Source organism: Ochrobactrum sp. MYb379 (assembly GCF_037479515.1).
Classification (GTDB): Bacteria; Pseudomonadota; Alphaproteobacteria; order Rhizobiales; family Rhizobiaceae; genus Brucella.
In genome coordinates, this window is record NZ_JBBGYW010000001.1 from 772,233 (window position 1) to 797,235 (window position 25,003).

Genomic DNA, 25,003 nt, shown 5'->3' on the forward strand with positions numbered 1-25,003 from the left:
CGCATAAGAGACTCTTTTTATGAGCAACTTAACAAGCCGGACTAACAGTCCGGCTTCATCATTTGGAGACCAGTCAGTTCTTGGGTCCCGCAAAACCGGCAATGGCCGAACTTGTCACAGAGACAGGATCGCTTGCCGGAAAACTATCTTCCAAGCCCTCATCCAGCTGACGCTCAAGTTCTGAACGATCCCCAGCCCGGCGCGCACTTGGAAGCGTGATCTGGTTTACTGGCTCAATGCCGCATTCAAGACATGCCACGCCGAGCGCCTCACCCAGCTTTAGCGCGGCTTTGCGTATCACTGCATCGCGAGGAAGCTCTGCTCCGGTCTCATTCTCGACTTTAACCGAAATGCGCTCTTCGCCCTCGGTTACAAACTCGACCAGATAGGTTGCAAATCCACCAAGGGAACTCACACGAGTTTCAACGATATCCATGATTTCACCTCCGCATTTATCTGTAATGAAAACGGAGCATCGCGTGGATTGTTCCCTCAAAAACTGCGGCGCTCACCTTTCCCTGCAACTTCTGATGCCTATATCAAAAATGCACCTGCATTTATTACAACCAGAAAGGACATCTCATGGCCATCACACGAAAGGAAGAAGCCCGCGCGTTGAATGCAGAAGAACGCGAACTGGTAGAAAAATCCCACCACCCAATTCTTCAGGAAGTTCCCGACTCTGAGCTCTCGCAGCTTGCAAAGCTTTTGCGCGACCGCCGCAGCAAAGCCCGCGATCAGGCCCATCAGCGCCGCCGCGAAATGCGAGGAAAAGGAACTGCACGAGGCGCATCTGCATCAAAAGCTGACGAAGGCTCGCATCTGAAAGTTTCTGTTCTAGCCATGGCTATGCGCCGCATCAATGCAGAAGTTGATCGCCGCCGCAGCATGTCGTCAAGCAACGATCTTATCGCTAATGCGAAAAAGGCTTTGGCAACGAAGAAAGCCAGCGAAAAGAGCGAAACGACTTTCAACACGCGGCACGCGCGTCATGGAATGCGCAATATTCCCAATGAAAAAGCCGATAGCCTCATTCGCCCCATGGAGCGCGGTCGTTTGAAAAAAGCCGCCAGCGTAGCGCAAGCAAAACGCGATTCCCGACAGGAAGCAGCAAGCTAATCAACTTTCACAATCACCCGAAAATGCGTTTCATTTTCGGGTGATTTATTTTTAAAAACAATAATTTATAATATTTTATTAGATAATAGCTTTATGATTTTATTCTGAAAACTGCAATCCAAAGCCCTGCATCAAACGACGAATGGCATAATCCGGCTTATTCGATGTGAACACTGCCAGATCATCGTGATGATGCAGCGCCTCATCAATCTCGCGTGGCGACAAAAGTGAAACCGTGCGTCTTGCAATCGCTTCGGCAGGGTCGAGCCAATCAACCGGCCATGGTGCCAGCCGGCGAAAAACATTGACGAGAAACGGATAATGCGTGCAGGCAAGCACGATAATATCCGTGCGCTTACCGTCCATTTCGACAAAACACGGCGTGATCTGTTCAACGACCAGCGCCTCATCAATCTTCTCGCCGCGAATATGTGCTTCTGCAACACCTGCAAGCCGGTCAGCTCCAACAAGCCGCACATGACATTGTGAGCCAAATGACTGGATCAGATCACGCGTGTAAGCACGCTTGACAGTCCCCGGTGTTGCCAGAACAGAAACAAGCCCCGACGACGTGCGCTCGGCAGCAGGCTTTATTGCCGGAACTGTTCCGACAAACGGCACTAATGGATAAGCGCGGCGCAAATCATCCAACACCAGCGTTGAGGCCGTGTTGCACGCGATCACCGCAATTTCAGGATTATGCTCGGCGATAAACTTACCGAACAGTTCGACAATGCGCGCGCGTAACGCTTCTTCTTCCCAATCCCCGTAGGGAAACCCGGCATCATCAGCGATATAAACAAATCGCCGATCCGGCATCATCACCCGCAACTCGCGCAAAACCGTCAGACCGCCGATACCGCTGTCAAAGACCAAAATCGGTCTTTCCATCACGGTAAAAGACTTGCTGAAATGCTCTGCTGCGGGTGCTGGTTTCATTCAGCCTTGTCCTCTGTTGCGGGCTTACGTGCACGACTTTCCGGTGCGCCAGAACCACGCGGCTTTTTTGGTGTAAACACATCAAGCGAGGTGATCACGCCGCGCAGAAGCTTCAGTTCTGCCGATGCAAAACCTGCGCGCGTCAACACCGAACGCAGATTATTGACCATGATTTCTTTCTTGGCTTCGGGGCGGAAATAACCCCGAATATCAAGCGCTTCTTCCAGATGATTGAAAAGACTCTGCAATTCGAGCTTGGGTGCTGCTTCCATTTCCGGTCCACGGAAAACCGTATCAGTCTCGGTTGCAAGACCCGATTTCATCCACTCATAAGACATGAGCAAAACGGCTTGGGCGATATTGAGCGATGCAAAGGCTGGATTAACCGGGAACGTCACCAGTTCATCCGCAAGGCCAACTTCCTCATTGCTAAGACCAAAACGCTCGCGCCCGAACATGATGCCGGTCTTTTCGCCTGCCGTGAAACGACGACGCAATTCGCCATTCGCTTCCACAGGGCTGCGCACCTGTTTAAAACCATCGCGCTCGCGTGCTGTAGTGGCATAGACGAAATTCAGATCTGCGAGCGCCGATGGGAGATCATCGTAAACCACTGCATTATCGATGATGTGATCGGCTTTACTGGCTGCCGCACGTGCTTTCTCGCTTGGAAACTCTTCACGCGGCTGCACGAGACGCAATTCGGCAAGACCAAAATTTGCCATGGCGCGCGCCACCATGCCGATATTCTCCGGCAATTGGGGATTAACCAGAATGATCGCCGGGCCTTCGGTGATCAACGGGCGCTGTTTGTCTGTTCCTGCCATGATAATTTCCGCTTATGCTTTAGGATCGTGGCGTTTCCCTGACATGTTTGAAAGAAAATCGCAAAGATTCCCCTTACAAACATCGTCAAAAATCGCGTGTAGTAGCGGAATAACACCAGTCTCCCGGCCTTCCATGCCAGACTACTGCTACCTACATCATATCTGACAGGGAGGAAAATCATGTCCGGCAAAAAGATTCTCATGATCTGTGGTGATTTCTGCGAAGATTACGAAACCATGGTTCCGTTTCAAACGCTTCTGGCCGTTGGACATAAAGTCCATGCCGTATGCCCCGGCAAAAAGGCTGGCGACGCGATTGCGACTGCTATTCACGACTTCGAAGGCCACCAGACCTACACTGAAAAGCCCGGTCATAATTTCACTCTCAATGCGACATTTGCAGATGTGAAAGCCGAGAGCTACGACGCGCTGGTCATTCCCGGCGGACGCGGACCGGAATATCTGCGCCTCGATGACAAAGTCATCGCCATTGTTGAGCATTTCTTTGAAGCAAATAAGCCTGTTGCAGCCGTATGCCATGGGGCGCAACTACTCGCCGCCGCTCGTGTACTCGAAGGCCGCACCTGCTCCGCTTATCCGGCCTGCCGTCCCGAGGTTGAACTTGCAGGCGGAACCTATGCCGATATCCCAGTCGATCAGGCCGTAACAGACGGAAACCTCGTGACAGCTCCCGCATGGCCTGCGCATCCTGCATGGCTTTCGCAGTTCCTCGCAGTTCTCGGAACAAAAATCACGCATAGCTGAGCAAACGCTGAAACCACGCCTTTCATCATGCAAGGCATTTCGCTAAAAATGCCAAATCAGAACCTTTCCGGCAAAACTGTCGGAGAGGTTTTCTTGAAGTATGATGGAAGCCTTGATGAAAACCACCAAATTCCTCGCTCTCTCTTTTGCTGCATGCATCAGCGCAATTTTTGCTAACGCATCAGATATGGCCCAAGCGCAGGAAGCCGCTGGCGCAGAAGTGGCGGCCATTTCAGAGCAATATCCGGCACCCTCGCCCGATACTTTCGGCAAAGCTCAGTTCGTGCTGTCCGGCAACCCAATCGTTCCTCCGCGCGACTACAGCAAAGGAACCGGGCTCCCTTCCAAAGACGACTACCAGTCTAATGAAAGCGGAAGAATCTATGATGTTGTTTTTGTCGGCGTTCAAGCAGACCAGATGCAATTTGAAGTCAGAGGCTACTCAATTGATAGCCTGGAATTTCCAGCAAGTGGTCAGACGATAGAATTCCCCGCTGATCAACGGCAGGTCACAATCCGCGACCTCACCTTCAACATTGATGAAGCGACAGCTGGAAGCATCACTTATACGGTTCAACCGTTGAAGTAAGTTGCAGGCAGCTAAAATCTGCGCGACACTGCCGGAAGAGATTTTTGGGAGGAAGTCATGTGCAGATTGTTCATCGGGGCAGAACCGCAGCTTTGGCAAAGCGTCACGCGTTCACTGCGCATTGATGGCGTCGTGACCAGTGTACGGCTGGAGAACTTTTTCTGGTCAGCACTGGAAGATATTGCCGGGCGTGATGACATGAGTGTCAGCCGTCTACTGGGCAAACTCTATGAGGAATCGCGCGCAGAAGGCCACGACCTCGACAATTTCGCATCATTTCTGCGTGTGTGTTGCGGGCGCTATCTCGCACTTCAGGTCAATGGACTTATTCCGACCGACAGAACAACCGCAATATCCACACTTGATACGGAAGAAATATTGCGGCGCGAAAAGGAAACCTATCGCGATCCGCATTCCAGCTGGCAAAAATCTGCACACCACGCGGCATGAAAAATCGCCTATAGGCCAAAGAATAAGCCTCTGACACTTTGCCTCAGCGCTTACCGATGCTATACGGGCGCGACGCATTCAATGAGAGGCATTATCAATGGCAAAAATCAAGGTTGCAAACCCGGTCGTTGAACTTGACGGCGATGAGATGACCCGCATCATCTGGCAGTTCATCAAGGACAAGCTGATCCATCCTTACCTCGACATCGATCTGAAATATTACGATCTGTCGGTCGAGTACCGCGATGAAACCAACGATCAGGTTACCATTGATGCTGCAAACGCCATCAAGGAACACGGCGTTGGCGTAAAATGCGCAACCATCACGCCAGACGAAGCACGCGTTGAAGAATTCAAGCTCAAGAAGATGTGGAAGTCGCCAAACGGCACAATCCGCAACATCCTCGGCGGCGTTATTTTCCGCGAACCAATCATCTGCAAGAACGTTCCTCGCCTGGTTCCAGGCTGGACACAGCCAATCATCGTTGGCCGTCATGCTTTCGGTGATCAGTACCGCGCGACTGATTTCAAATTCCCGGGCAAAGGTACACTGTCGATTAAGTTCGTAGGTGAAGACGGCGAAACCATCGAGCATGAAGTCTATCAGGCTCCTGCTGCTGGCGTGGCCATGGCCATGTATAACCTCGACGAATCAATCCGTGAATTTGCGCGCGCGTCGCTGAACTACGGTTTGCAGCGCAAGTATCCGGTTTATCTCTCGACCAAGAACACAATTCTTAAGGCTTATGACGGTCGCTTCAAAGACATCTTCGAAGAAGTCTATCAGGCTGAATTCGCAGACAAGTTCAAAGAAGCAAAGATCTGGTACGAACATCGCCTGATCGACGACATGGTTGCATCGGCTCTCAAGTGGTCGGGCGGTTATGTTTGGGCTTGTAAGAACTACGACGGCGACGTGCAGTCGGACATCGTGGCACAGGGCTTCGGCTCGCTCGGCCTGATGACCTCAGTTCTGATGACGCCAGATGGCAAGACTGTTGAAGCAGAAGCTGCACACGGCACCGTGACCCGTCACTATCGCCAGCATCAGAAGGGCGAGGAAACCTCGACCAACTCAATCGCTTCGATCTTCGCATGGACCCGTGGCCTTGCACATCGTGCAAAGCTCGACAACAACGAAGAACTGAAGCGATTTGCTGACACGCTGGAAAAGGTCTGCGTGGACACAGTTGAAAGCGGCTACATGACCAAGGATCTGGCGCTGCTTATCGGTCCAGATCAGCCATGGCTCTCGACAACTGGTTTCCTCGACAAGATCGACGAAAATCTTCAGAAGGCAATGGCTGTGTAAGCCAACCTGAATAAACAAAGAAAACGGCGGGAATTTCCCGTCGTTTTTTATTTGCGCGCCACTATTTATCCCTCGCAAGCACAATTAGTCCTCGATAGTCTGTTGTTACAGAAACAGGGAGGATTGATATGTCGACAATTCGGGCTTTGACGCCACAAGACCGCGCTGCATGGGAGCCGTTATGGAAAGCCTATCAGGTCTTTTATGAAGTCGATATTCCATCCGATACCACCGACATAACATGGCAACGATTCCACGATAGCGCGGAACCCATGCACGCTCTTGGTGCATTCGATGACGATGGAAGCCTTGTTGGCATCGTGCATGCGATCTTTCACCGCTCGTGCTGGCTGCCGAAATGGACCTGCTATTTGCAGGACCTCTATGTTGAAAACAGCCAGCGCGGAAAAGGTACAGGCGCCGCTCTGATCGAAGCGGTCGCCGATCTCGCTCGCGCAGAAGGTGCAGGACGTCTCTACTGGCTCACGCATGAAAGCAACGCCACTGCACGGCGTCTATACGACAACATCGCGCAAGCGTCCGGCTTCATTCAATATCGTAAGGCGCTTTAAGGAAGTGAAGTTCCCACTTCTTGATATGTAGAGAAGGACTAATATCAGAGCTGAAAAGCTTTTGTAAAAGCTTGAGCGCCATTGGGTGAGAAGGCAATAACACGACCTTCTTCCCGTCGCGCCCAACCTTTGTCGATAAAGCTTTTCAATAGGGCAGCACCAAGCGCACCGCCTAAGTGATTGCGTCTCTCGCTCCAGTCAAGACAATGACGGCAGAGCGGTCTCTTGCCTTTCTGCAGCGCATCGACATCAATGCCAAGGCACGAGAAGAATGTTTTTCCCTCATGGGTCAATGCTGGCTCACTGGTCTCGTCAATCAAACCAAGCCTGTGAGAGGCGTCCAGCATTTCCACGCCGCGCTCGCCCGCGAGATGATCATAACAAATGCGCGCCTTACGCAGAGCATTGTCTTTCGGACCAGTGCGAACACGAACAGCACCTGTACGTTGCGCAAGCCCCATCAGCCCTTCCAGAACCTGCGCTACATCAGCCCCTGACAGCCTGAAATACCGATGTCTGCCCTGCTTCTCAGCCACCAGCAAATTGGCTGCATCAAGTTTTGAGAGATGTCCGCTGGCGGTCTGGATCGTCACGCCTGCCGCGGCAGCGAGTTCGCTTACCGTCAAAGCGCGCCCATCCATAAGCGCGGTTAACATGTTGGCGCGCGCCGGATCGCCCAATAAGGCTGCAACAGATGCTATGATTGGTCCATCTTTCATACTTCGATGCTAACCGAAGCATGGATAACATTCAATAAGCTAAAACCATCTCCAGAAACTTCAACAATCAGGAGATATGAATGATTACCTGCTTCATCCGCTATCAAATCGATCCATTCAAAGCCGATGCTTTCGCCGAATATGCATGCAACTGGGGACAAGCAAGCCCACGTTGCGGCGCAAACCTCATTGGCTATTTCGGTCCGCATGAAGGCTCAACCACGACCGCCTATGGCGTCTACTCTGTCGAAAATCTCGCCGCCTATGAACAGTTTCGTGCACGTCTGGCCGCTGACCCAATCGGTCGGGCAAATTATGAGTTTGCGAAGCGCGAACAGTTTATCCGCTCAGAAGAGCGCATATTTCTTAAGCTGCAATCAGCTCCACATGCGGAGTTTATCAAACCATGATCGCTGTCATATTTGAAGTTTGGCCTGCGGATGATGAGCGGCGCGACCAATATCTCGATATAGCCGCAAGCCTTCGTGCCGATCTGGTTCAAATCGATGGTTTTATATCCATTGAGCGTTTTCAAAGTCTGGTTGAGCCAGAAAAGCTGCTGTCTCTCTCCTTTTGGCGCGATGAAGAGGCGGTAAAGCAGTGGCGTAATCTGCCAACTCATCGGATAGCGCAGACGAAGGGGCGTGGCGGCGTTTTTGAAAACTACCGCCTGCGTGTTGCGAATGTGGCACGCGATTATGGGCTAGATCAACGCGAAGAAGCACCTGACGATAGTCGCAAGATGCATGCTGCATGAAAAAGGCCGGGAAAATCCCGGCCTTTTTCATTTCTATATGCAACTTATCAGACGATCAGCGCTTTTACAGCCGCTATGGCGTCATTCGCCTTAGTGCCATCTGGACCGCCTGCCTGTGCCATATCAGGACGACCGCCGCCGCCAGCGCCACCAAGAGCGCCCGATGCCGCACGTACCAGATCAACCGCACTAAACCGACCAACCAGATCTTCGGTCACAGCAGCAACTGCACTCGCCTTGCCATCTTCGCTAACACCAACGAAGAGAACAACGCCGGAGCCAACCTGCTTTTTGCCTTCGTCAGCAAGCGGTTTGAGATCGCGCGGTGAAACACCAGTCACAACCTTGCCGAGGAAATTGACACCGTTGACTGTTTCAACAGCGCTGCCACCATCCGATGAACCACCACTTAGCGCGAGCTGTCGACGTGCTTCGGTCAGTTCGCGTTCGAGCCTCTTGCGCTCGTCAACCAGAGCATTCACGCGATCTAGAGCTTCCGATGGCGAGGTTTTCAACACACCGGCGATTGCCTTAACGCGCTCGTCCTGTTCTTCGAGGTAAAGGCGAGCTGCCTCACCAGTCAACGCTTCCATACGACGAACACCGGCAGCAACACCACTGTCCGCGAGAATACGAACGAGACCGATATCGCCAGTCTGGCGAACATGCGTACCGCCGCAAAGCTCAACCGAATAAGGCTTGCCAGCCTTTTCACCATGCTTGGCCGTGCCCATCGAAACAACACGCACTTCATCGCCGTATTTTTCGCCAAAAAGTGCCATCGCACCTTCAGCAATCGCATCATCCACAGCCATCAGGCGCGTGGTAACCTGCGCGTTCTGCAAGATGATCTCATTGGCGAGATTTTCAACAGCCGTCAGTTCTTCAGCCGAAATCGGCTTAGGATGCGAGAAGTCGAAACGCAGACGATCAGGAGCAACGAGCGAACCCTTTTGGGCTACATGCGAGCCGAGTGTTTCACGCAGCGCTTCATGCAGAAGATGGGTGGCCGAGTGGTTAGAGCGAATGCGCGTACGACGCTCACCATCGACCTTCAGCTCAACCGCATCGCCGACCTTAGCCGAACCCTTGGTAACTTCGCCGATATGGACGAAAAGGCCTTCACCTTTTTTGAGCGTTTCGCGAACAGTAATGACAAAGCCTTCGCCGGAGATCGTACCCGTATCGCCCTGCTGACCACCGGATTCGCCATAGAATGGCGTCTGGTTGACAACCACGGATACGGTTTCACCTTCCGCAGCTGAAGAAACTTCGGCACCATCGCGCACGAGAGCAGAAATAACGCCTTCTGCACTTTCGGTTTCATAGCCGAGGAACTCGGTCGCGCCGACTTTATCCTTGATACCAAACCAGATAGTTTCGGTTGCGGCTTCGCCCGAACCGGTCCAGTTGGCACGAGCTTCGGCCTTCTGGCGCTGCATAGCCGTGTTGAAGCCATCAGTATCGACCGTGACACCGCGCTGGCGCAGAGCATCCTGCGTCAGATCAAGCGGGAAACCATAGGTGTCATAAAGCTTGAACGCGGTTTCGCCATCAAGGCGATCACCTTCAACGAGATTTTCCGAAGCATCAGAAAGAAGACCGAGACCGCGTTCCAGGGTTTTACGGAAACGAGTTTCTTCAAGCTTCAGCGTTTCGGAAATCAATGCTTCCGCACGGATAAGTTCAGGATAAGCCTGACCCATTTCACGCAGCAAAGCTGGCAACAAACGCCACATCAATGGCTGGCTCGCGCCTAGCAACTGCGCATGACGCATGGCGCGGCGCATAATGCGGCGCAGCACATAACCGCGACCTTCATTCGATGGCAAAACGCCATCAGCAATCAGGAAGCTTGATGCACGCAGGTGATCGGCAATCACGCGATGGCTAGCGCGGAAATCGCCTTCAGCCTTAACGCCCGTTGCTTCTTCCGAAGCACGGATCAGTGCCTTAAACAGATCGATGTCGTAATTGTCATGCACGCCCTGTAGCACAGCTGCAACGCGTTCAAGGCCCATGCCGGTATCAATTGACGGACGCGGCAGATCAATGCGCTGCTCCGGAGAGAGCTGCTCGAACTGCATGAAAACGAGGTTCCAGATTTCGATGAAACGGTCGCCGTCTTCATCAGCCGATCCGGGAGGTCCACCCCAGATATGATCGCCATGATCATAGAAGATTTCCGAGCACGGACCACAAGGACCAGTATCACCCATCGCCCAGAAATTATCATTCGTGGCAATGCGGATGATACGATCATCAGAAAGACCGGCAATCTTCTTCCAGAAATTCGCGGCGTCATCGTCGGTATGGTAAACCGTGACCAGCAGCTTGTCCTTATTCAGGCCAAACTCCTTGGTAATCAGGTTCCAAGCATGCGTGATTGCTTCTTCCTTGAAGTAGTCTCCAAAGGAAAAGTTACCAAGCATCTCAAAGAAGGTATGGTGACGCGCGGTATAGCCCACATTGTCAAGATCGTTATGCTTGCCGCCAGCACGCACGCATTTCTGCGACGTGGTTGCACGGCTGTAAGGGCGCTGCTCAAGACCAGTAAAAACATTCTTGAACTGCACCATGCCCGCATTGGTGAACATCAGCGTCGGATCGTTACGCGGAACGAGCGGACTCGATGAAACGACTTCATGTCCGTTCTTACGGAAATAGTCGAGGAATGTGGACCTTATCTCGTTGACGCCAGCCATAATTCACCCTTGGACATTTTCTGCCCTGCATGAGATGCGCAATCGAACACGCATCAATTTTATAATCTCCACCCGCAGGAACGCGTCAACTTACGGCATATTCTGCCGCCACGCTTCGACTGCCCTATAATGGAAAGCCCGTGAGGTGGAATTTCGGTTGTCCGCTTTTAACGGGGCACTGCTTTTCTGTCCAGATAAGCAGTGTGCGCTATAAAAGCAATTTCTGCCGCAAACGCAGAAAACGGCAACTATGCAACAGTATTGAACCTGAAAAGCAAAAAGCCCCACACTTTCGTGCAGGGCTTGCTTTGCTTCATATCAACACGAAGCTTATGCTTCAGCTGCATCCGGACCGTCGTCAGCTTCCGGGCCACCATCTTCGATGAACTTCTCAGCGATGAGCCCTGCATTTTGACGAAGTGTGGTTTCAATCTCTTTTGCGACTTCCGGATTGTCTTTCAGGTACTGCTTGGCGTTTTCACGGCCCTGCCCCAGACGCTGCGAATTATAAGAGAACCAAGCGCCCGACTTTTCAACAATACCAGCCTTCACACCAAGATCGACCAGTTCGCCGGTCTTAGAAACACCGGCACCATACATGATGTCGAACTCGACCTGCTTGAACGGAGGAGCAAGCTTGTTCTTAACCACCTTCACGCGGGTCTGGTTGCCGACAACTTCATCGCGCTCCTTGATCGAGCCAATACGGCGAATATCCAAACGAACCGAAGCGTAGAATTTGAGAGCATTACCGCCAGTTGTCGTTTCAGGCGATCCGAACATGACGCCGATCTTCATACGAATCTGGTTGATGAAGATGACCATGCAATTCGAACGTGAAATCGAAGCAGTGAGCTTACGCAGTGCCTGGCTCATCAAACGAGCCTGTAGACCTGGCAGAGAATCACCCATCTCGCCTTCAATTTCAGCGCGCGGGGTAAGGGCTGCAACCGAGTCGATAACCAGAACGTCAATCGCGCCAGAACGCACGAGCGTATCCGTGATTTCAAGCGCCTGCTCACCCGTATCGGGCTGCGAGATCAGAAGGTTTTCAAGATCAACGCCCAGCTTACGCGCATAGACTGGATCAAGTGCATGTTCCGCGTCCACAAATGCACAGATACCGCCCTTCTTCTGTGCTTCTGCAATTGTATGCAGCGCAAGCGTGGTTTTACCCGAGCTTTCAGGTCCATAAATTTCGATGATACGTCCCTTGGGCAGACCGCCGACGCCCAGAGCTATATCGAGAGAAAGCGAGCCGGTTGGCACAGTCTCAATATCAACGACCTCGTTCTGACCGAGCCGCATGATAGAGCCCTTGCCGAACGCACGTTCAATTTGCGACAACGCCGCATCCAGAGCTTTAGTCTTATCCACTGAATTATCCTCAACGAGTCGCAATGATTTCTGAGACATCTTACACCATCCTCTTGCCTCGCTAGAAGCCCATCGGGCTTATCGCCAATATCTATTTGTATCTGTTTTGTTCTCATTTTGCAATAAGGTTAAATTATTGTTTTTAAACAATTAAGATTTTTTGTTCTTTTATTGTTCTTATATATTAGAAAACTATAATCTTCAAAACTGTCCACGCTTTAGTTGCAAAAAGCATGGAAATTTACCGCTCGATTCGCTGCTCACAAATGAAAACGCAGCCCTTCTTTCGAAGGGCTGCGCCAAATTGCTTAAGAATGCCGAACGTGAATTACTGCTGTGCGCCGCGCAGCGGGGAAATCTGGATTTCTACGCGACGATTCTGTGCACGGCCTTCCGGTGTTGCGTTGCTGGCAACCGGCTGGCTTGCACCGTAACCGATAACAGCAAAGCGGCGTGGATCAATGCCCTGCGAACCAAGATAGCTTGCAACGGAGGCTGCACGGCGCTGCGACAGACCCTGATTGTAGCTTGCACTACCGGTCGAGTCGGTGAAGCCATACACATCAACCAGTGTCTGATTGAATTTGCGCAAGACAATCGCTACCGAGTTCAGCGTCGAATAGAACTGGCTTTTCACCTGATCCTGATCAGTGTCGAACGTAATTGCCGAAGGCATATTCAGGATAATCTGATCGCCATTACGGGTGACGGAGACGCCTGTGCCCTGAAGCTGATTTCGAAGTTCGGATTCCTGACGGTCCATGTAATTACCGATAGCACCGCCACCAAGCGCGCCAATACCAGCACCGATCAAGACAGCATTACGCTGTGCGCGGCTCGAACCACCGACCATCAGACCACCGAGAGCACCAACGGCTGCGCCGATAGCGGCACCACCTGCGGTGTTCGACATCTTTTCCTGGCCAGTATAAGGGTCAGTCGATGTACAGCCTGCCAGAAATGTGGCTCCGATTAAAACAATTCCGAGTTTCTTCAGCATAAAAAACGTCATCCTCAATGTTCGATTCGCCGCGAATGATAACTTCGATTGCGGCTGGATGGTGGCTTTAAATCCTTTTATCGCCAATTTTAGAGCACACTCCAAGACATTTTAGCCTATTCGCCCGCAAGAGCGCAGTTGCGAAGCATAGCGGCTGGCCATATTTTGAGCGCGCTTTGCACCATTTAATGCTGTGGAATTGTTACGCCAGACACCGCGCGAATAGCCGCCATGACCCGAATAATATGCAAGATAGAGGCTGTAAGCATCATTCCGATTGATACCATTTCTCCGGCTGCTTTCATTATGATACCAGCCGATGAAATGAATGGCGTCGCCAAAATTGCTGCGTGATGCCGTCCAACGGCCCGTCTCGCGCTTGTAACGATCCCAGGTTCCATTAAGTGCCTGCGAATAGCCATAGGCAGTCGATGCACGCTTCCATGGAATAAAGCCGAGTAGCTTTGTGCGCGGCGGACGTGCATAGGGGCGGAAGCCGGATTCAGCGTAGATCGTCGCCATAAGGACGTGAACCGGAACTCCATACTCACGAGAGACACGTGTAGCGTCCTTCTGCCAGTTATTTATCCAGCCATCCCGTTGATCAAAAACAGCGCATACATTGCTGATCTGCCGTGGGGCGGTCGCGCAGCCACCAAGAATAACGAGCGCGACGAGCAACAAAACGCGCGTCATGAACAAACCTCGTAGGATCTATAAAATTTGATGAATTTTAAACATTAAGTGCAACTCAAGCTAAGTGCCTGATCTGTATATGGTTACCAGATTGTTTAAGCATACCGCTTTGGGTTGCCGGACCATTGTATTTATTAGAGAATAAATAAATGACGCCACCTGTGGACTAAATCCATAGGTTGCAGTTTTCTTCGCTCTAAGCTGATAGATGAAGGCCGAAATGTGACTTTAAGGCCGCACGAATAGTATTAAATATAGCGATCAGCGTTCATCTGCGACCCTGACGTTCGGCACGTAATCGCGACCAGTAATCTAATCGCTTACGAATTTCACGCTCAAAACCGCGTTCCGGTGGATCGTAGAAAACCTGACGACCCATCGCTTCCGGGAAATAGTCCTGCCCCGAAAAAGCGTCCGGCTGGTCATGATCATAGGCATAGCCATCGCCATAGCCTTCGCTCTTCATAAGCTTGGTTGGCGCATTGAGGATATGCTTAGGAGGCAATAGAGAACCATTCTCTTTGGCGGCACGCATAGACGCTTTATAGGCCATATAAACCGCATTGGATTTTGGAGCCGTTGCCAGATAAACGCAGGCCTGCGCCAAAGCCAGTTCACCTTCCGGTGAGCCGAGATAATCATAGGCATCCTTGGCAGCATTGCAGATAGCCAGCGCTTGCGGATCTGCAAGACCGATGTCCTCTACCGCCATGCGAACGAGACGTCGCCCGAGATAAAGCGGGTCTTCACCTGCATCAAACATGCGACAGAGATAATAGAGTGCCGCATCCGGGTCAGATCCACGCACCGATTTATGCAGCGCGGAAATGAGATTGTAGTGGCCGTCCTGCCCCTTGTCATAAACAGGCGCACGACGTTGCACGACATCCTGCAACTTTTCCGCATCAAATATCTCGCCCGGTCGGGCGGCGCGCCAGACTTCTTCTGCGAGCGTTAATGATGCGCGGCCATCGCCATCCGCCATGCGGATAAGGCTTGCGCGCGCTTCCTCATCGAGCGGCAATGGACGTTCTTCTTGCTCTTCGGCGCGTGTCAGAAGGGTCGCGATGCTCAACGCGTCGTGCGAATGGAATGTCAGCACCCTCGCCCGCGACAGCAAAGCGGCGTTGAGCTCAAAGGACGGATTTTCCGTCGTCGCACCAATGAGAATAACGGTGCCATCCTCCATAACGGGAAGAAAACTATCCTGTTGCGCGCGGTTGAAACGATGAATTTCGTCCACAAACAGCAATGTCTGACGGCCCGACATGCGGCGCGCTCGCGCAGCCTCAAATACCTTTTTAAGATCGGCCACACCGGAGAAAATTGCCGAAATTTGCTCAAAGGCTAATTCAGTTTGGCCTGCAAGTAGTCTGGCGACAGTAGTTTTGCCAGTTCCCGGCGGCCCCCAGAAAATCATCGAGCCAAGCGAACCAGAGGCAATCATCCGTGTGAGAATGCCTTCCGGTCCCGTCAGATGTTCCTGCCCTGTAACTTCTGAAAGTTGGCGCGGGCGAAGGCGGTCAGCAAGCGGCCTGTTACGGTCGGCATTGGGATCAGCCGCAGTGGAAAATAGATCGCTCATTACGCTTCGCTCAATGCCATAAAAACAAATGTCGTTTCAGGCATAGTCCCGCCTGAAACGACATGCAACTTTAAATGCTAAGATACGAGATCAGCGCACAAACTGGCGAATCAACGCACCATTACGCTCAACCTCAAGACGCCATGCCAGACCCCGTCCGCCATTAAGCGCCGTCGTCAAATCATTAATCGTACGGATCGGATTGCCGTTAATCCCGCGAATGATATCGCGCTGGCGCAGGCCAAGCTGAGCCGCTTGCGAATTAACAACAACATCGGTGACGATCACGCCGCGCGAACCTTCACGCAGTCGCATCTTCGAAGCCATTGCAGGGGTAATCTCTTCAACAACAGCACCCTCGAATGGGTTATCGCCCTTAATCGTCTGCTTCTGTTGTGGCTTGGCTTCAGGCTCTTTTGCCAGTTTCACCGGCAGCTTGCTGTCCTTGCCGTTGCGAACGATGTCGAGCGTAACAGTATTGCCGATGCCAGCCGTCGAAAGGCGATAGCCGAGGACATCGATATTGTCGGCGCGAACATCCTGAACCGAAAGAACAACATCACCAACTTTCAGGCCCGCCTGCTCCGCTGGTCCGCCCTTGGTAACGGCCGTGACGAGAACGCCGAAGGATTTATCCATCCCAAGGCCTTCGGCGACATCAGGTGTGATGTTTTGGAAGGTTGCACCAATAAAAGGACGCTCGAAACTCGTGCTTCCGCTCAATGCTGCATCAACAACCGCGCGAACCATATTCGATGGGATAGCAAAGCCGATACCCACGGAGCCGCCCGAGCGGGAGTAAATAGCGGTATTGATGCCTATCAGGCGGCCTCGCATATCAATCAGACCGCCACCCGAATTACCGGGATTGATCGCTGCATCTGTCTGAATGAAGAAGTCAAAATCGGAAACACCGACCTGCGTCCGGGACTGCGCCGACACAATACCGCTGGTGACAGTCTGTCCGACCGCAAATGGGTTGCCGATTGCCAGTACAAGATCGCCAACTTCAACATCGTCAGAGTTACCGAGCGAAACGACTGGGAATTTCTCTTTTGCTTCAATCTTAAGAACCGCAAGATCGGTGGTCTCGTCACGTAGCAAAACCTTGCTTTCGAGCTGACGACCATCAGACAGAGCGACCTTGATCTCGTCTGCGTCCTTAATGACGTGGTTGTTGGTCACGACAATTCCCGATGAATCGACGATCACACCAGACCCGAGCGATTGCTCCGTGCGTGGTTTGCCGGTGCCGCCAAATTGCTTCCCAAAGAACTGCTCGAAAAATGGATCACCCGCAAACGGGGACGCTTGCTGCTGCACCTGGCGCGCAGCATAAACATTCACCACAGCCGGCGCGGTCTCTTTGACGAGCGGCGCAAACGATAGCTGCATATCGCCACGGCTTAGCGGAATCTGTTTTCCTTGAACCGGAGCAGGATTGTCCTGAGCCAACGTCGGCAAAACCATCATACTGACAGAAGTTAGAACAACACCAGTAATTCCCAAACGCCGCAAATTCATCCGCTCACTCCAGCTTTCTTTCCGAAACCCGATTCATCAGGTTGAAAATAGTATGGAGGCAACAAGGCCAAGGATAAAGGGCTGTATTGTGGCAAACAGCATTACGGCTTTGTAATGCTTGGCTTGAGCAAGGCTGAAAAGCAAAAAGGGCCGCACAAGGCGACCCTTTTTAATCATTACGAAGCGTGAATTACGCTGCGTCTGCTTCTGCTGCAAGCTCAGCTTCAACGCGTGCGCGATCAGCTTTGCCCTTTGCATCGACATCGCGTTCAACGAATTCGACAACTGCCATCGGTGCATTGTCACCGGTGCGGAAGCCTGCCTTCATGATGCGGATGTAGCCGCCGTTACGGGTTGCGTAACGTGTAGCAAGTGTGTCGAACAGCTTAGCAACCAGCTGTACGTCGCGGATGGCGGAAATCGCCTGACGACGTGCATGCAGATCACCGCGCTTGCCGAGCGTGACAAGCTTTTCTACGATTGGACGGATTTCCTTAGCTTTAGGAAGCGTGGTCACAATCTGTTCATGCTCGATGAGCGAAGCCGCCATGTTGGCGAACATTGCCTTGCGATGCGAGGCAGTGCGGTTCAGCTTACGCTGTCCATTACCGTGGCGCATGGCCTTCTCCTTTAATTCAGTTCAGCCGGAATTTTCCGGTCTTAATATTGGTCTTCGTAGCGCTTGGCGAGATCTTCGATATTTTCAGGCGGCCAGGCTGGGATTTCCATACCAAGATGGAGACCCATCGACGCCAGAACTTCCTTGATCTCGTTGAGCGACTTGCGGCCGAAATTCGGAGTCCGCAACATCTCGGCTTCCGTCTTCTGGATCAGATCGCCGATATAGACGATGTTGTCGTTCTTCAGGCAATTTGCCGAACGTACTGACAGCTCGAGTTCGTCGACCTTCTTGAGCAGAGCCGGATTGAAAGCGAGTTCCGCAACTTGTTCCTGCGGAGCTTCCTTCTGCGGCTCTTCGAAGTTAACGAAGACAGCCAGCTGGTCCTGAAGAATACGCGCTGCATAAGCAACTGCATCTTCACCGCTCACCGAACCATTGGTTTCGATGTTGAGCGTCAGCTTGTCGTAATCAAGAACCTGACCTTCACGGGTGTTCTCAATCTTGTACGATACCTTGCGGATCGGCGAATAAAGGCTATCAACCGGAATAAGGCCGATTGGAGCATCTTCCGCACGATTACGATCAGCAGGCACATAGCCCTTACCGGTGTTAACGGTGAATTCCATGCGGATTTCAGCGCCTTCATCCAGCGTGCAGATGACGTGATCCGGATTAAGGATCTCGACATCGCCGACGGTCTGAATGTCACCAGCCGTAACAACGCCCGGGCCTTCCTTACGGACAACCATGCGCTTCGGGCCCTCGCCTTCCATACGGATGGCGATTTCCTTGACGTTCAGAACAATATCCGTGGTGTCTTCGCGGACGCCCGGAATAGAAGAGAACTCATGCAGAACGCCGTCGATCTGAACAGCGGTAACTGCTGCGCCGCGAAGCGACGACAGAAGCACGCGACGCAGAGCATTACCGAGTGTCAGACCGAAACCGCGTTCCAGCGGTTCAGCAACAACGGTTGCACGCGTGCGGGAGCCGTTGGTGATGAAATCCACCTTGTTCGGCTTAATAAGTTCCTGCCAGTTTTTCTGGATCATGTATTTTTCCTCTATCAACTGTCGCTACTATCCAATCGTAGCGATCCTGTGAAGAACCGCAGAGGAACCCCGAAGTCACCTTCGGGGTTCATGCAGCATATAAAAGAAATTAGACCCGGCGCTTCTTGCGCGGACGGCAACCGTTGTGCGGGATCGGCGTAACATCGCGGATCGACGTGATCACAAAGCCAGCAGCCTGAAGGGCGCGCAGCGCAGATTCACGGCCTGAACCCGGTCCGCAAACCTCGACTTCGAGGGAGCGCATGCCATGTTCCTGAGCCTTCTTGGCGCAATCTTCAGCAGCGATCTGTGCGGCAAACGGGGTCGACTTACGCGAACCCTTGAAACCCTGAGCACCTGCAGAAGACCAGGCAATCGCATTGCCCTGTGCATCCGTGATGGTGATCATGGTGTTGTTGAACGTCGAATTTACGTGGGCAACGCCCGACGAGATGTTTTTGCGCTCGCGACGGCGAATACGCTGGGCTTCCTTAGCCATGATAGTCCTTTCAAAACTCGATCTCGACACCGCCGTAATTCCAGCGGCTCCACCAGTCCTTTGAAAAGGACTAGCACCGAACCCACCCAATCAAGGGCAAGCCCGGCAGAACGAATGGTTCTGCCGAAAATTACTTCTTCTTACCTGCGATAGCCTTTGCAGGACCCTTGCGGGTACGTGCATTGGTATGCGTGCGCTGACCACGAACTGGCAGCGAACGACGATGACGCAGACCGCGGTAGCAGCCAAGGTCCATCAAACGCTTGATGTTCATGGAAACTTCACGACGCAGATCACCTTCAACGCGGTAATCAGCATCGATTGCTTCACGGATCTGAAGTACTTCAGCATCCGAAAGCTGATTTACACGACGGTCGTCAGCAATCCCAACTTTCGTTACGATCTGACGAGCAAATTTTGGTCCAATCCCATGAATGTACTGAAGCGCAATGATAACGCGCTTGTTCGTTGGGATGTTGACGCCAGCTATACGTGCCACGTCTGTTCTCCTTGGTTATATAAAAATCCATCTGGCAGATGCGATCAACCAGACAGCATTGTTTGACCGGTCCCGGCCTCTTACTATTTCCGCCAGAACCGACCATTCAAAACAAATTGAAGTGGCGCAGTCTTTGACGGAATCGCCCGAAAAAGTCAACTCTTAACTGTCCGTAACGTCACCGCAGTAACCTTGCAGACATTAAAAGCAACTTTTGGAAGCAATAAACGGGCAGAAAAACATAAAATGCTTCTCTGCCCGTAATCCTTGAAGGCTCATGTGAGCCTTATGCTTGACCGCTTATGCGGGAACGAGAATTCTCTCGATTTCAGCAGTAACTTCTTCAACAGGTGCCATACCGTTCAAAACACGCAGTTCACCAGTTCCAGCATAATATTCCGAAAGCGGCGATGTTTTTTCACGATATTCGACCAGACGCTTGCGGAAAGCTTCAGGATTATCATCAGAACGAACCTGACCACCCTTAGCAATCGTCTCAGCCACGCGGCTTTCAATCCGGCTGACCAAAGCGTTTTCGTCGACTTTCAGCTCAATGACCGCATCAAGCTTCAGGCCTTTGCCGCGAAGCATTTCACCAAGCGCTTGCGCTTGTGGAACCGTACGCGGGTATCCGTCGAGAATGAAACCACTTGCGCAATCCGGAGCATCAATGCGCTCCGAAACGATCTGGTTTACGATCTCATCAGAAACGAGCTGACCAGCATCCATGACGGCCTTAGCGCGTTTCCCGATTTCGCTCTGCTGAGCGACTGCTGCACGCAGCATGTCACCAGTCGAAAGCTGAGGTATTCCATGCTTCTTGGTAAGAAGTCCAGCCTGCGTCCCCTTACCTGCTCCGGGCGGCCCAAGAAGTATTAGTCTCATTTACTGCGTTTCCCACCTCTGAGTTTGGACTTCTTGATCAACCCTTCATACTGATGGGCGACAAGATGTCCCTGAATTTGCGCAACCGTATCGAGCGTAACGCTGACCACGATCAGCAGCGAAGTACCACCAAGATAGAAAGGTACACCGGTCGCAGAAATCAGGAATTCCGGCAGAAGGCAGACAAGCACGATATAGATGGCGCCGACAACCGTAATGCGGGTCAACACATAGTCTATGTATTCGGCTGTACGCTCACCCGGACGAATGCCCGGAATAAAGCCGGAGTGCTTCTTAAGCTGGTCAGCAGTGTCCTTAGGATTGAACACGATGGCCGTATAGAAGAAGCAGAAGAATGCCATCAAGCCCGCATAGAACAGCATATAAAGCGGCTGACCATGGCCAAGAGCGTTGAGGATAGTCGTGCCCCAAGCAGGCATTTCTGCCGTATTTGCAAAACCAGCAACAGTCGCAGGCAAAAGCAGAAGCGACGAAGCGAAGATCGGAGGAATAACACCCGCAGTGTTCAGCTTAAGTGGCAGGTGCGATGTATCGCCCTGGAACATGCGGTTGCCGACCTGACGCTTCGGATACTGGATCAGAAGACGACGCTGAGCGCGTTCAACAAACACGATGATCGCAATCAGCGCCACAGCAAGAACGATAACACCGAGGATCAGGCCAGTCGACAAAGCGCCTGTACGGCCCAGTTCCAGTGTACCGGAAATAGCATGCGGAAGGTTTGCAACGATACCTGCGAAGATGATCAGCGAGATACCGTTACCAATACCGCGCGCTGTAATCTGTTCACCAAGCCACATCAGGAACATCGTACCGCCAACAAGCGTGATGACCGATGAAACGAGGAACATTGGGCCCGGGTTCGTAACAATGCCGTTACCAGCCTGCAAACCAACGGAAATCGCATAAGCCTGAACGATCGCCAGAAGCACAGTACCATAACGTGTGTACTGGTTGATGATCTTACGGCCCGATTCGCCTTCCTTTTTCAGCGCTTCAAGCGTCGGAACAACCGACGTCATAAGCTGCACGATAATGGAAGCGGAAATGTAAGGCATGATGCCAAGCGCAAAAATGGCCATACGACCAACAGCACCACCGGCAAACATGTTGAAGAGTCCGAGCACACCCTGGCTATGCTGCTGGAAAGCCTGCGCAAGCGCATCAGGATTGATGCCGGGTAGCGGGATATAGGTACCAAAACGGTACACGAGCAAAGCGCCCAGTGTGAACCAGATACGCTTCTTGAGTTCTTCAGCTTTCGAGAAAGCAGAAAAATTAAGATTGGAAACTAGCTGTTCAGCAGCCGATGCCATTAAATTACTCCGGTGAAAAGTATCCGGCCCCCTACCCCAACAGCACGCATTAAAAATCCGCATGCCTTCGGACAAAAGACTCTACCCAGATATGCGCATTGGCATAAATGTGCAAGCGGCGGCACTAAGGCCGCCGCTTTTATTTTTATGTCGATGCTTTATTCAGCAGCTGCTTCAGGAAGCTTTACGCTACCGCCAGCCTTTTCGATCTTTTCGATCGCAGCCTTGGAAGCACCAGCAACATCAAAAGCTACCTTAGCCTTCAGTTCACCGTCAGCAAGAACGCGAACACCGTCAAGCGCACGGCGAATCACGCCAGCAGCCTTGAGGGTTTCAATGTTCACCACAGCCTTCGCATCCAGCTTGCCTGCATCGATCGCAGCCTGAACACGGCCGAGCGATACAACATTGAAGCTCTTTGCGAAGATGTTCGTGAAACCGCGCTTTGGCAAACGACGGTAAATTGGCATCTGGCCGCCTTCAAAGCCATTGATCGCTACGCCAGAACGGGACTTCTGTCCCTTGACGCCGCGGCCAGCGGTCTTGCCGGTGCCGGAGCCGATACCACGGCCAACGCGCTTGCGCGCTTTTACTGAACCTGGCTTGTCACGCAGATCGTTGAGTTTCATGTCTCTGTCCCCTGCGTTATCAGACCTCGTCCACAACGCGGACGAGATGCTGAACCTTGGCGATCATACCACGAACTGAAGGAGTATCCTCCAGTGTGCGGCGGCGGTGCATTTTGTTAAGTCCCAGACCGATCAGCGTTGCGCGCTGTTCGGCTGGACGACGGATAGGGCTTCCGATCTGTTCGACCGTAACCGTCTTACCCTTCTTCTCAGCCATCACTCAAATCCCTTGTCTATGGCGTATCCGGTGCTCTCGCACCGGACTGGCACAAACTATCGGCTACTCTTCGGAACCGACCACATCATGGCGACGAGCCTGAAGGGTCGAGTACTTGATGCCGCGCTGTGCAGCGATATCCTTTGGATGCATCTGATGCTTCAGAGCGTCAAAGGTTGCGCGAACCATGTTGTAAGGGTTCGACGAGCCGAGCGACTTAGCAACAACGTCCTGAACGCCAAGCGTTTCGAACACTGCACGCATAGGACCACCAGCAATGATTCCCTTACCAGCAGGAGCTGCACGAAGCAGAACCTTGCCAGCGCCGTGACGACCCTGCACATCGTGATGCAGTGTACGACCCGAACGCAGTGGTACGAAAATCATATCGCGCTTGGCAGCTTCAGTAGCCTTACGGATCGCTTCAGGCACTTCACGAGCCTTACCATGACCGAAGCCTACGCGACCCTTCTGATCTCCAACAACGACGAGCGCTGCGAAACCAAAACGACGGCCACCTTTAACAACTTTAGCGACGCGATTAATGTGAACGAGCTTGTCAACGAATTCGCTGTCACGCTCCTCACGACCGCGGTCCTCGCGGTTACGTTCTCTCTGTGCCATATCCTATTCCTTTATTATTTTCCGGAAGCACAAAATATTAGAAGCTAAGACCGCCTTCGCGGGCAGCTTCGGCGAGAGCCTTCACGCGACCGTGGTAAATAAATGCACCACGATCAAACACTACTTCACTGACGCCTGCTTTAACGGCACGCTCTGCAACAAGCTTACCAACGGCAGCAGCTGCTGCTGAGTCGGCGCCGGTCTTGAGCTGGCCCTTCAGGTCGCCATCCAGTGTCGATGCCGCTGCGATGGTAATACCGCGAACGTCGTCGATAACCTGAACGTAGATGTTCTTGGAAGAGCGGTGTACGCTGAGACGTGGACGGCCGTTTGCGACGGCCTTGACCTGACGGCGAACACGAGCAGCGCGACGCTGCAAAGTTTCTTTTGGCGATGCCATGACGCGCTTCCCTTACTTCTTCTTGCCTTCTTTGCGGACGATCTTTTCGCCAGCATACTTGACGCCCTTGCCCTTGTAAGGCTCGGGGCCGCGATATTCACGAATCTCAGCGGCGACCTGACCGACCTGCTGCTTGTCGATACCAGTGACGACGATTTCCGTCGGCTTTGGAACAGCAACAGTGATGCCGGCTGGCACGTCATAGATAACTTCGTGAGAGAAGCCGAGAGAAAGCTGGACATTCTTGCCCTGCATAGCAGCACGGTAACCAACGCCGCTAATCTCAAGCTTCTTTTCAAAGCCCTTTTCGACGCCTTCGAAGATGTTTACGATCATCGAACGCGACATGCCCCACTTGGAGCGAGCTTCTTTAGACTGATCACGAGGATCGACGCTTACAGCGCCGTCTTCGAGCTTAACCAGTACTTCATCGTGCACAACGAAAGACAATTCGCCCTTCGCGCCCTTAGCCTTGACGGTCTGACCTTCAACGCTGGCTGTTACGCCTGCCGGGACCGGCACGGGTTTTTTACCGATACGAGACATTTTTATACCTGTCTTCTATCTGTTCACTGTCAGCCGCATCAGAAGATGCGGCAGAGCAGCTCACCACCAACGTTTTGTTCACGAGCTTCATGATCAGCCATCACACCCTTAGGAGTGGACAGGATCGAGATGCCAAGACCATTCGCGACCTGCGGGATCGACTTAACCGACACGTAAACGCGACGGCCAGGCTTCGAAACGCGGGTCAGTTCACGAATGACTGGAACGCCTTCATAATACTTCAGTTCGATTTCGATCTCGGCTTTGCCGTTCACGAATTCACTCTGCGTGTATCCGCGGATGTAACCTTCAGATTGAAGAACATCCAGAACGCGAGCGCGGAGCTTCGAAGCCGGGGTCGAAACCTTGGACTTCTTGCGGCCTACTGCGTTACGAATACGGGTCAGCATATCGCCGATAGGATCTGACACAGACATATGCTACTCCTTACCAGCTCGACTTAACTATGCCTGGAATCTGTCCAAGCGAACCCAACTGACGAAGCGCAATACGCGACATCTTCAGTTTACGGTAATAACCACGCGGGCGACCCGAAACTTCGCAACGGTTGCGAATACGGACCTTAGCGGAATTGCGCGGCAGTTCGGCGAGCTGGATAGTAGCGCGAAAACGCTCATCCAACGGAAGGCTCTGATCCATTACGATCGCCTTCAGACGTGCACGCTTGTCAGCATGACGCTTAACCAACTTTTCGCGGCGCTTATTGTTTTCGACTGCGCTAGTCTTGGCCATATTA

General features: G+C 52.4%; 31 protein-coding genes. 8 read left to right on the top strand and 23 right to left on the bottom strand.

Annotated elements, in window-relative coordinates; all coding sequences use genetic code 11:
* Positions 1-73: 73 nt before the first annotated feature.
* Positions 74-436 (bottom strand): hypothetical protein, encoded by a 363-nt coding sequence (locus WH356_RS03865; protein ID WP_339508869.1) that lies wholly within the window; start codon positions 434-436, stop codon positions 74-76.
* Positions 437-582: 146 nt separating this feature from the next.
* Between WH356_RS03865 and WH356_RS03870 the strand changes: the two genes are divergently transcribed.
* Positions 583-1,119 (top strand): hypothetical protein, encoded by a 537-nt coding sequence (locus WH356_RS03870; protein WP_339508870.1) that lies wholly within the window; start codon positions 583-585, stop codon positions 1,117-1,119.
* A 99-nt stretch (positions 1,120-1,218) separates the two neighbouring features.
* Here the strand turns inward: WH356_RS03870 and murI are convergent, their stop codons facing one another.
* The gene (murI, locus tag WH356_RS03875; protein WP_339508871.1) at positions 1,219-2,058 is read right to left on the bottom strand and encodes a glutamate racemase; all 840 of its coding nucleotides are present in this window, start codon (positions 2,056-2,058) and stop codon (positions 1,219-1,221) included.
* The gene (locus tag WH356_RS03880) at positions 2,055-2,885 is read right to left on the bottom strand and encodes an RNA methyltransferase (RefSeq protein WP_339508872.1); all 831 of its coding nucleotides are present in this window, start codon (positions 2,883-2,885) and stop codon (positions 2,055-2,057) included. Before WH356_RS03880 ends, murI begins: the two co-directional genes overlap by 4 nt.
* 180 nt (positions 2,886-3,065) lie before the next feature.
* On the opposite strand from WH356_RS03880, the gene WH356_RS03885 reads away from it, so the two are divergent.
* From WH356_RS03885 to WH356_RS03905, 5 genes are all read left to right on the top strand, one after another.
* Positions 3,066-3,650: a DJ-1/PfpI family protein gene (locus tag WH356_RS03885; protein ID WP_339508873.1), complete on the top strand. Its 585-nt coding sequence runs from the start codon at positions 3,066-3,068 to the stop codon at positions 3,648-3,650.
* A 115-nt stretch (positions 3,651-3,765) separates the two neighbouring features.
* Positions 3,766-4,239, top strand: coding sequence for a hypothetical protein (locus tag WH356_RS03890; RefSeq protein WP_339508874.1), 474 nt, complete (start codon positions 3,766-3,768; stop codon positions 4,237-4,239).
* Positions 4,240-4,296: 57 nt separating this feature from the next.
* A complete protein-coding gene (locus WH356_RS03895) occupies positions 4,297-4,689 on the top strand; it encodes a ribbon-helix-helix domain-containing protein (RefSeq protein ID WP_339508875.1) in 393 nt (130 codons plus the stop codon).
* A gap of 97 nt (positions 4,690-4,786) precedes the next feature.
* Positions 4,787-6,001 (top strand): NADP-dependent isocitrate dehydrogenase, encoded by a 1,215-nt coding sequence (locus WH356_RS03900; protein ID WP_339508876.1) that lies wholly within the window; start codon positions 4,787-4,789, stop codon positions 5,999-6,001.
* Positions 6,002-6,129: 128 nt separating this feature from the next.
* Entirely contained in the window at positions 6,130-6,573 is a 444-nt protein-coding gene (locus WH356_RS03905; protein WP_339508877.1) for a GNAT family N-acetyltransferase, read from the top strand.
* 44 nt (positions 6,574-6,617) lie between these two features.
* Here the strand turns inward: WH356_RS03905 and WH356_RS03910 are convergent, their stop codons facing one another.
* Entirely contained in the window at positions 6,618-7,292 is a 675-nt protein-coding gene (locus tag WH356_RS03910) for an ArsR/SmtB family transcription factor (RefSeq protein WP_339508878.1), read from the bottom strand.
* A gap of 80 nt (positions 7,293-7,372) precedes the next feature.
* On the opposite strand from WH356_RS03910, the gene WH356_RS03915 reads away from it, so the two are divergent.
* Both WH356_RS03915 and WH356_RS03920 read left to right on the top strand, forming a co-directional pair.
* Positions 7,373-7,702 carry an NIPSNAP family protein gene (locus WH356_RS03915; RefSeq protein ID WP_339508879.1) on the top strand — a complete coding sequence of 110 codons (330 nt, stop codon included), beginning with the start codon at positions 7,373-7,375 and terminating at the stop codon, positions 7,700-7,702.
* The gene (locus WH356_RS03920) at positions 7,699-8,049 is read left to right on the top strand and encodes an antibiotic biosynthesis monooxygenase family protein (RefSeq protein ID WP_339508880.1); all 351 of its coding nucleotides are present in this window, start codon (positions 7,699-7,701) and stop codon (positions 8,047-8,049) included. Before WH356_RS03915 ends, WH356_RS03920 begins: the two co-directional genes overlap by 4 nt.
* Positions 8,050-8,096: 47 nt before the next feature.
* Here the strand turns inward: WH356_RS03920 and alaS are convergent, their stop codons facing one another.
* The 19 genes from alaS to rpsN all read right to left on the bottom strand — a co-directional run bounded on the left by alaS (position 8,097) and on the right by rpsN (position 24,999).
* Entirely contained in the window at positions 8,097-10,754 is a 2,658-nt protein-coding gene (alaS, locus tag WH356_RS03925; RefSeq protein ID WP_339508881.1) for an alanine--tRNA ligase, read from the bottom strand.
* A gap of 330 nt (positions 10,755-11,084) precedes the next feature.
* Positions 11,085-12,170, bottom strand: a complete 1,086-nt coding sequence (recA, locus tag WH356_RS03930) for a recombinase RecA (RefSeq protein ID WP_339508882.1) — start codon at positions 12,168-12,170, stop codon at positions 11,085-11,087.
* A gap of 289 nt (positions 12,171-12,459) precedes the next feature.
* On the bottom strand, positions 12,460-13,131 hold the full coding sequence (locus tag WH356_RS03935) for an OmpA family protein (protein ID WP_339508883.1): 672 nt from the start codon (positions 13,129-13,131) through the stop codon (positions 12,460-12,462).
* A 111-nt stretch (positions 13,132-13,242) separates the two neighbouring features.
* On the bottom strand, positions 13,243-13,827 hold the full coding sequence (locus tag WH356_RS03940) for a transglycosylase SLT domain-containing protein (RefSeq protein WP_339508884.1): 585 nt from the start codon (positions 13,825-13,827) through the stop codon (positions 13,243-13,245).
* A 268-nt stretch (positions 13,828-14,095) separates the two neighbouring features.
* Positions 14,096-15,412, bottom strand: coding sequence for a replication-associated recombination protein A (locus WH356_RS03945; RefSeq protein ID WP_339508885.1), 1,317 nt, complete (start codon positions 15,410-15,412; stop codon positions 14,096-14,098).
* A 90-nt stretch (positions 15,413-15,502) separates the two neighbouring features.
* Entirely contained in the window at positions 15,503-16,936 is a 1,434-nt protein-coding gene (locus WH356_RS03950) for a DegQ family serine endoprotease (protein ID WP_339508886.1), read from the bottom strand.
* Between the two features lie 190 nt (positions 16,937-17,126).
* Complete coding sequence (rplQ, locus tag WH356_RS03955; protein WP_339508887.1) at positions 17,127-17,555, bottom strand: 50S ribosomal protein L17; 429 nt, start codon at positions 17,553-17,555, stop codon at positions 17,127-17,129.
* A gap of 41 nt (positions 17,556-17,596) precedes the next feature.
* The gene (locus WH356_RS03960; protein ID WP_187544615.1) at positions 17,597-18,610 is read right to left on the bottom strand and encodes a DNA-directed RNA polymerase subunit alpha; all 1,014 of its coding nucleotides are present in this window, start codon (positions 18,608-18,610) and stop codon (positions 17,597-17,599) included.
* A gap of 109 nt (positions 18,611-18,719) precedes the next feature.
* Complete coding sequence (gene rpsK / locus WH356_RS03965; RefSeq protein WP_024897028.1) at positions 18,720-19,109, bottom strand: 30S ribosomal protein S11; 390 nt, start codon at positions 19,107-19,109, stop codon at positions 18,720-18,722.
* A 130-nt stretch (positions 19,110-19,239) separates the two neighbouring features.
* On the bottom strand, positions 19,240-19,608 hold the full coding sequence (gene rpsM / locus WH356_RS03970) for a 30S ribosomal protein S13 (protein ID WP_024897027.1): 369 nt from the start codon (positions 19,606-19,608) through the stop codon (positions 19,240-19,242).
* Between the two features lie 300 nt (positions 19,609-19,908).
* The gene (locus WH356_RS03975) at positions 19,909-20,493 is read right to left on the bottom strand and encodes an adenylate kinase (RefSeq protein WP_339508888.1); all 585 of its coding nucleotides are present in this window, start codon (positions 20,491-20,493) and stop codon (positions 19,909-19,911) included.
* Complete coding sequence (gene secY / locus WH356_RS03980; protein WP_339508889.1) at positions 20,490-21,830, bottom strand: preprotein translocase subunit SecY; 1,341 nt, start codon at positions 21,828-21,830, stop codon at positions 20,490-20,492. The genes WH356_RS03975 and secY overlap by 4 nt, the downstream gene beginning before the upstream one ends.
* Before the next feature lie 158 nt (positions 21,831-21,988).
* The gene (gene rplO / locus WH356_RS03985; protein ID WP_339508890.1) at positions 21,989-22,459 is read right to left on the bottom strand and encodes a 50S ribosomal protein L15; all 471 of its coding nucleotides are present in this window, start codon (positions 22,457-22,459) and stop codon (positions 21,989-21,991) included.
* A 19-nt stretch (positions 22,460-22,478) separates the two neighbouring features.
* Positions 22,479-22,676, bottom strand: a complete 198-nt coding sequence (gene rpmD, locus WH356_RS03990; RefSeq protein WP_094504974.1) for a 50S ribosomal protein L30 — start codon at positions 22,674-22,676, stop codon at positions 22,479-22,481.
* Between the two features lie 63 nt (positions 22,677-22,739).
* On the bottom strand, positions 22,740-23,300 hold the full coding sequence (gene rpsE, locus WH356_RS03995; protein ID WP_024897023.1) for a 30S ribosomal protein S5: 561 nt from the start codon (positions 23,298-23,300) through the stop codon (positions 22,740-22,742).
* Between the two features lie 37 nt (positions 23,301-23,337).
* Complete coding sequence (gene rplR / locus WH356_RS04000; RefSeq protein WP_339508891.1) at positions 23,338-23,700, bottom strand: 50S ribosomal protein L18; 363 nt, start codon at positions 23,698-23,700, stop codon at positions 23,338-23,340.
* A gap of 12 nt (positions 23,701-23,712) precedes the next feature.
* Positions 23,713-24,246, bottom strand: a complete 534-nt coding sequence (rplF, locus tag WH356_RS04005; protein ID WP_339508892.1) for a 50S ribosomal protein L6 — start codon at positions 24,244-24,246, stop codon at positions 23,713-23,715.
* A gap of 38 nt (positions 24,247-24,284) precedes the next feature.
* Positions 24,285-24,683: a 30S ribosomal protein S8 gene (gene rpsH / locus WH356_RS04010; protein WP_140904462.1), complete on the bottom strand. Its 399-nt coding sequence runs from the start codon at positions 24,681-24,683 to the stop codon at positions 24,285-24,287.
* A gap of 10 nt (positions 24,684-24,693) precedes the next feature.
* A complete protein-coding gene (rpsN, locus tag WH356_RS04015) occupies positions 24,694-24,999 on the bottom strand; it encodes a 30S ribosomal protein S14 (protein WP_024897020.1) in 306 nt (101 codons plus the stop codon).
* Positions 25,000-25,003 lie beyond the last annotated feature (4 nt).

Bases quoted from the DNA above. Each gene is read 5' to 3' on its own strand.
- WH356_RS03865 (WP_339508869.1), bottom strand. From the start codon at position 436: ATGGATATCGTTGAAACTCGTGTGAGTTCCCTTGGTGGATTTGCAACC.
- WH356_RS03870 (WP_339508870.1), top strand. From the start codon at position 583: ATGGCCATCACACGAAAGGAAGAAGCCCGCGCGTTGAATGCAGAAGAA.
- murI (WP_339508871.1), bottom strand. From the start codon at position 2,058: ATGAAACCAGCACCCGCAGCAGAGCATTTCAGCAAGTCTTTTACCGTG.
- WH356_RS03880 (WP_339508872.1), bottom strand. From the start codon at position 2,885: ATGGCAGGAACAGACAAACAGCGCCCGTTGATCACCGAAGGCCCGGCG.
- WH356_RS03885 (WP_339508873.1), top strand. From the start codon at position 3,066: ATGTCCGGCAAAAAGATTCTCATGATCTGTGGTGATTTCTGCGAAGAT.
- WH356_RS03890 (WP_339508874.1), top strand. From the start codon at position 3,766: ATGAAAACCACCAAATTCCTCGCTCTCTCTTTTGCTGCATGCATCAGC.
- WH356_RS03895 (WP_339508875.1), top strand. From the start codon at position 4,297: ATGTGCAGATTGTTCATCGGGGCAGAACCGCAGCTTTGGCAAAGCGTC.
- WH356_RS03900 (WP_339508876.1), top strand. From the start codon at position 4,787: ATGGCAAAAATCAAGGTTGCAAACCCGGTCGTTGAACTTGACGGCGAT.
- WH356_RS03905 (WP_339508877.1), top strand. From the start codon at position 6,130: ATGTCGACAATTCGGGCTTTGACGCCACAAGACCGCGCTGCATGGGAG.
- WH356_RS03910 (WP_339508878.1), bottom strand. From the start codon at position 7,292: ATGAAAGATGGACCAATCATAGCATCTGTTGCAGCCTTATTGGGCGAT.
- WH356_RS03915 (WP_339508879.1), top strand. From the start codon at position 7,373: ATGATTACCTGCTTCATCCGCTATCAAATCGATCCATTCAAAGCCGAT.
- WH356_RS03920 (WP_339508880.1), top strand. From the start codon at position 7,699: ATGATCGCTGTCATATTTGAAGTTTGGCCTGCGGATGATGAGCGGCGC.
- alaS (WP_339508881.1), bottom strand. From the start codon at position 10,754: ATGGCTGGCGTCAACGAGATAAGGTCCACATTCCTCGACTATTTCCGT.
- recA (WP_339508882.1), bottom strand. From the start codon at position 12,170: ATGTCTCAGAAATCATTGCGACTCGTTGAGGATAATTCAGTGGATAAG.
- WH356_RS03935 (WP_339508883.1), bottom strand. From the start codon at position 13,131: ATGCTGAAGAAACTCGGAATTGTTTTAATCGGAGCCACATTTCTGGCA.
- WH356_RS03940 (WP_339508884.1), bottom strand. From the start codon at position 13,827: ATGACGCGCGTTTTGTTGCTCGTCGCGCTCGTTATTCTTGGTGGCTGC.
- WH356_RS03945 (WP_339508885.1), bottom strand. From the start codon at position 15,412: ATGAGCGATCTATTTTCCACTGCGGCTGATCCCAATGCCGACCGTAAC.
- WH356_RS03950 (WP_339508886.1), bottom strand. From the start codon at position 16,936: ATGAATTTGCGGCGTTTGGGAATTACTGGTGTTGTTCTAACTTCTGTC.
- rplQ (WP_339508887.1), bottom strand. From the start codon at position 17,555: ATGCGCCACGGTAATGGACAGCGTAAGCTGAACCGCACTGCCTCGCAT.
- WH356_RS03960 (WP_187544615.1), bottom strand. From the start codon at position 18,610: ATGATCCAGAAAAACTGGCAGGAACTTATTAAGCCGAACAAGGTGGAT.
- rpsK (WP_024897028.1), bottom strand. From the start codon at position 19,109: ATGGCTAAGGAAGCCCAGCGTATTCGCCGTCGCGAGCGCAAAAACATC.
- WH356_RS03975 (WP_339508888.1), bottom strand. From the start codon at position 20,493: ATGAGACTAATACTTCTTGGGCCGCCCGGAGCAGGTAAGGGGACGCAG.
- secY (WP_339508889.1), bottom strand. From the start codon at position 21,830: ATGGCATCGGCTGCTGAACAGCTAGTTTCCAATCTTAATTTTTCTGCT.
- rplO (WP_339508890.1), bottom strand. From the start codon at position 22,459: ATGAAACTCAACGATCTGCGTGACAAGCCAGGTTCAGTAAAAGCGCGC.
- rpmD (WP_094504974.1), bottom strand. From the start codon at position 22,676: ATGGCTGAGAAGAAGGGTAAGACGGTTACGGTCGAACAGATCGGAAGC.
- rpsE (WP_024897023.1), bottom strand. From the start codon at position 23,300: ATGGCACAGAGAGAACGTAACCGCGAGGACCGCGGTCGTGAGGAGCGT.
- rplR (WP_339508891.1), bottom strand. From the start codon at position 23,700: ATGGCATCGCCAAAAGAAACTTTGCAGCGTCGCGCTGCTCGTGTTCGC.
- rplF (WP_339508892.1), bottom strand. From the start codon at position 24,246: ATGTCTCGTATCGGTAAAAAACCCGTGCCGGTCCCGGCAGGCGTAACA.
- rpsH (WP_140904462.1), bottom strand. From the start codon at position 24,683: ATGTCTGTGTCAGATCCTATCGGCGATATGCTGACCCGTATTCGTAAC.
- rpsN (WP_024897020.1), bottom strand. From the start codon at position 24,999: ATGGCCAAGACTAGCGCAGTCGAAAACAATAAGCGCCGCGAAAAGTTG.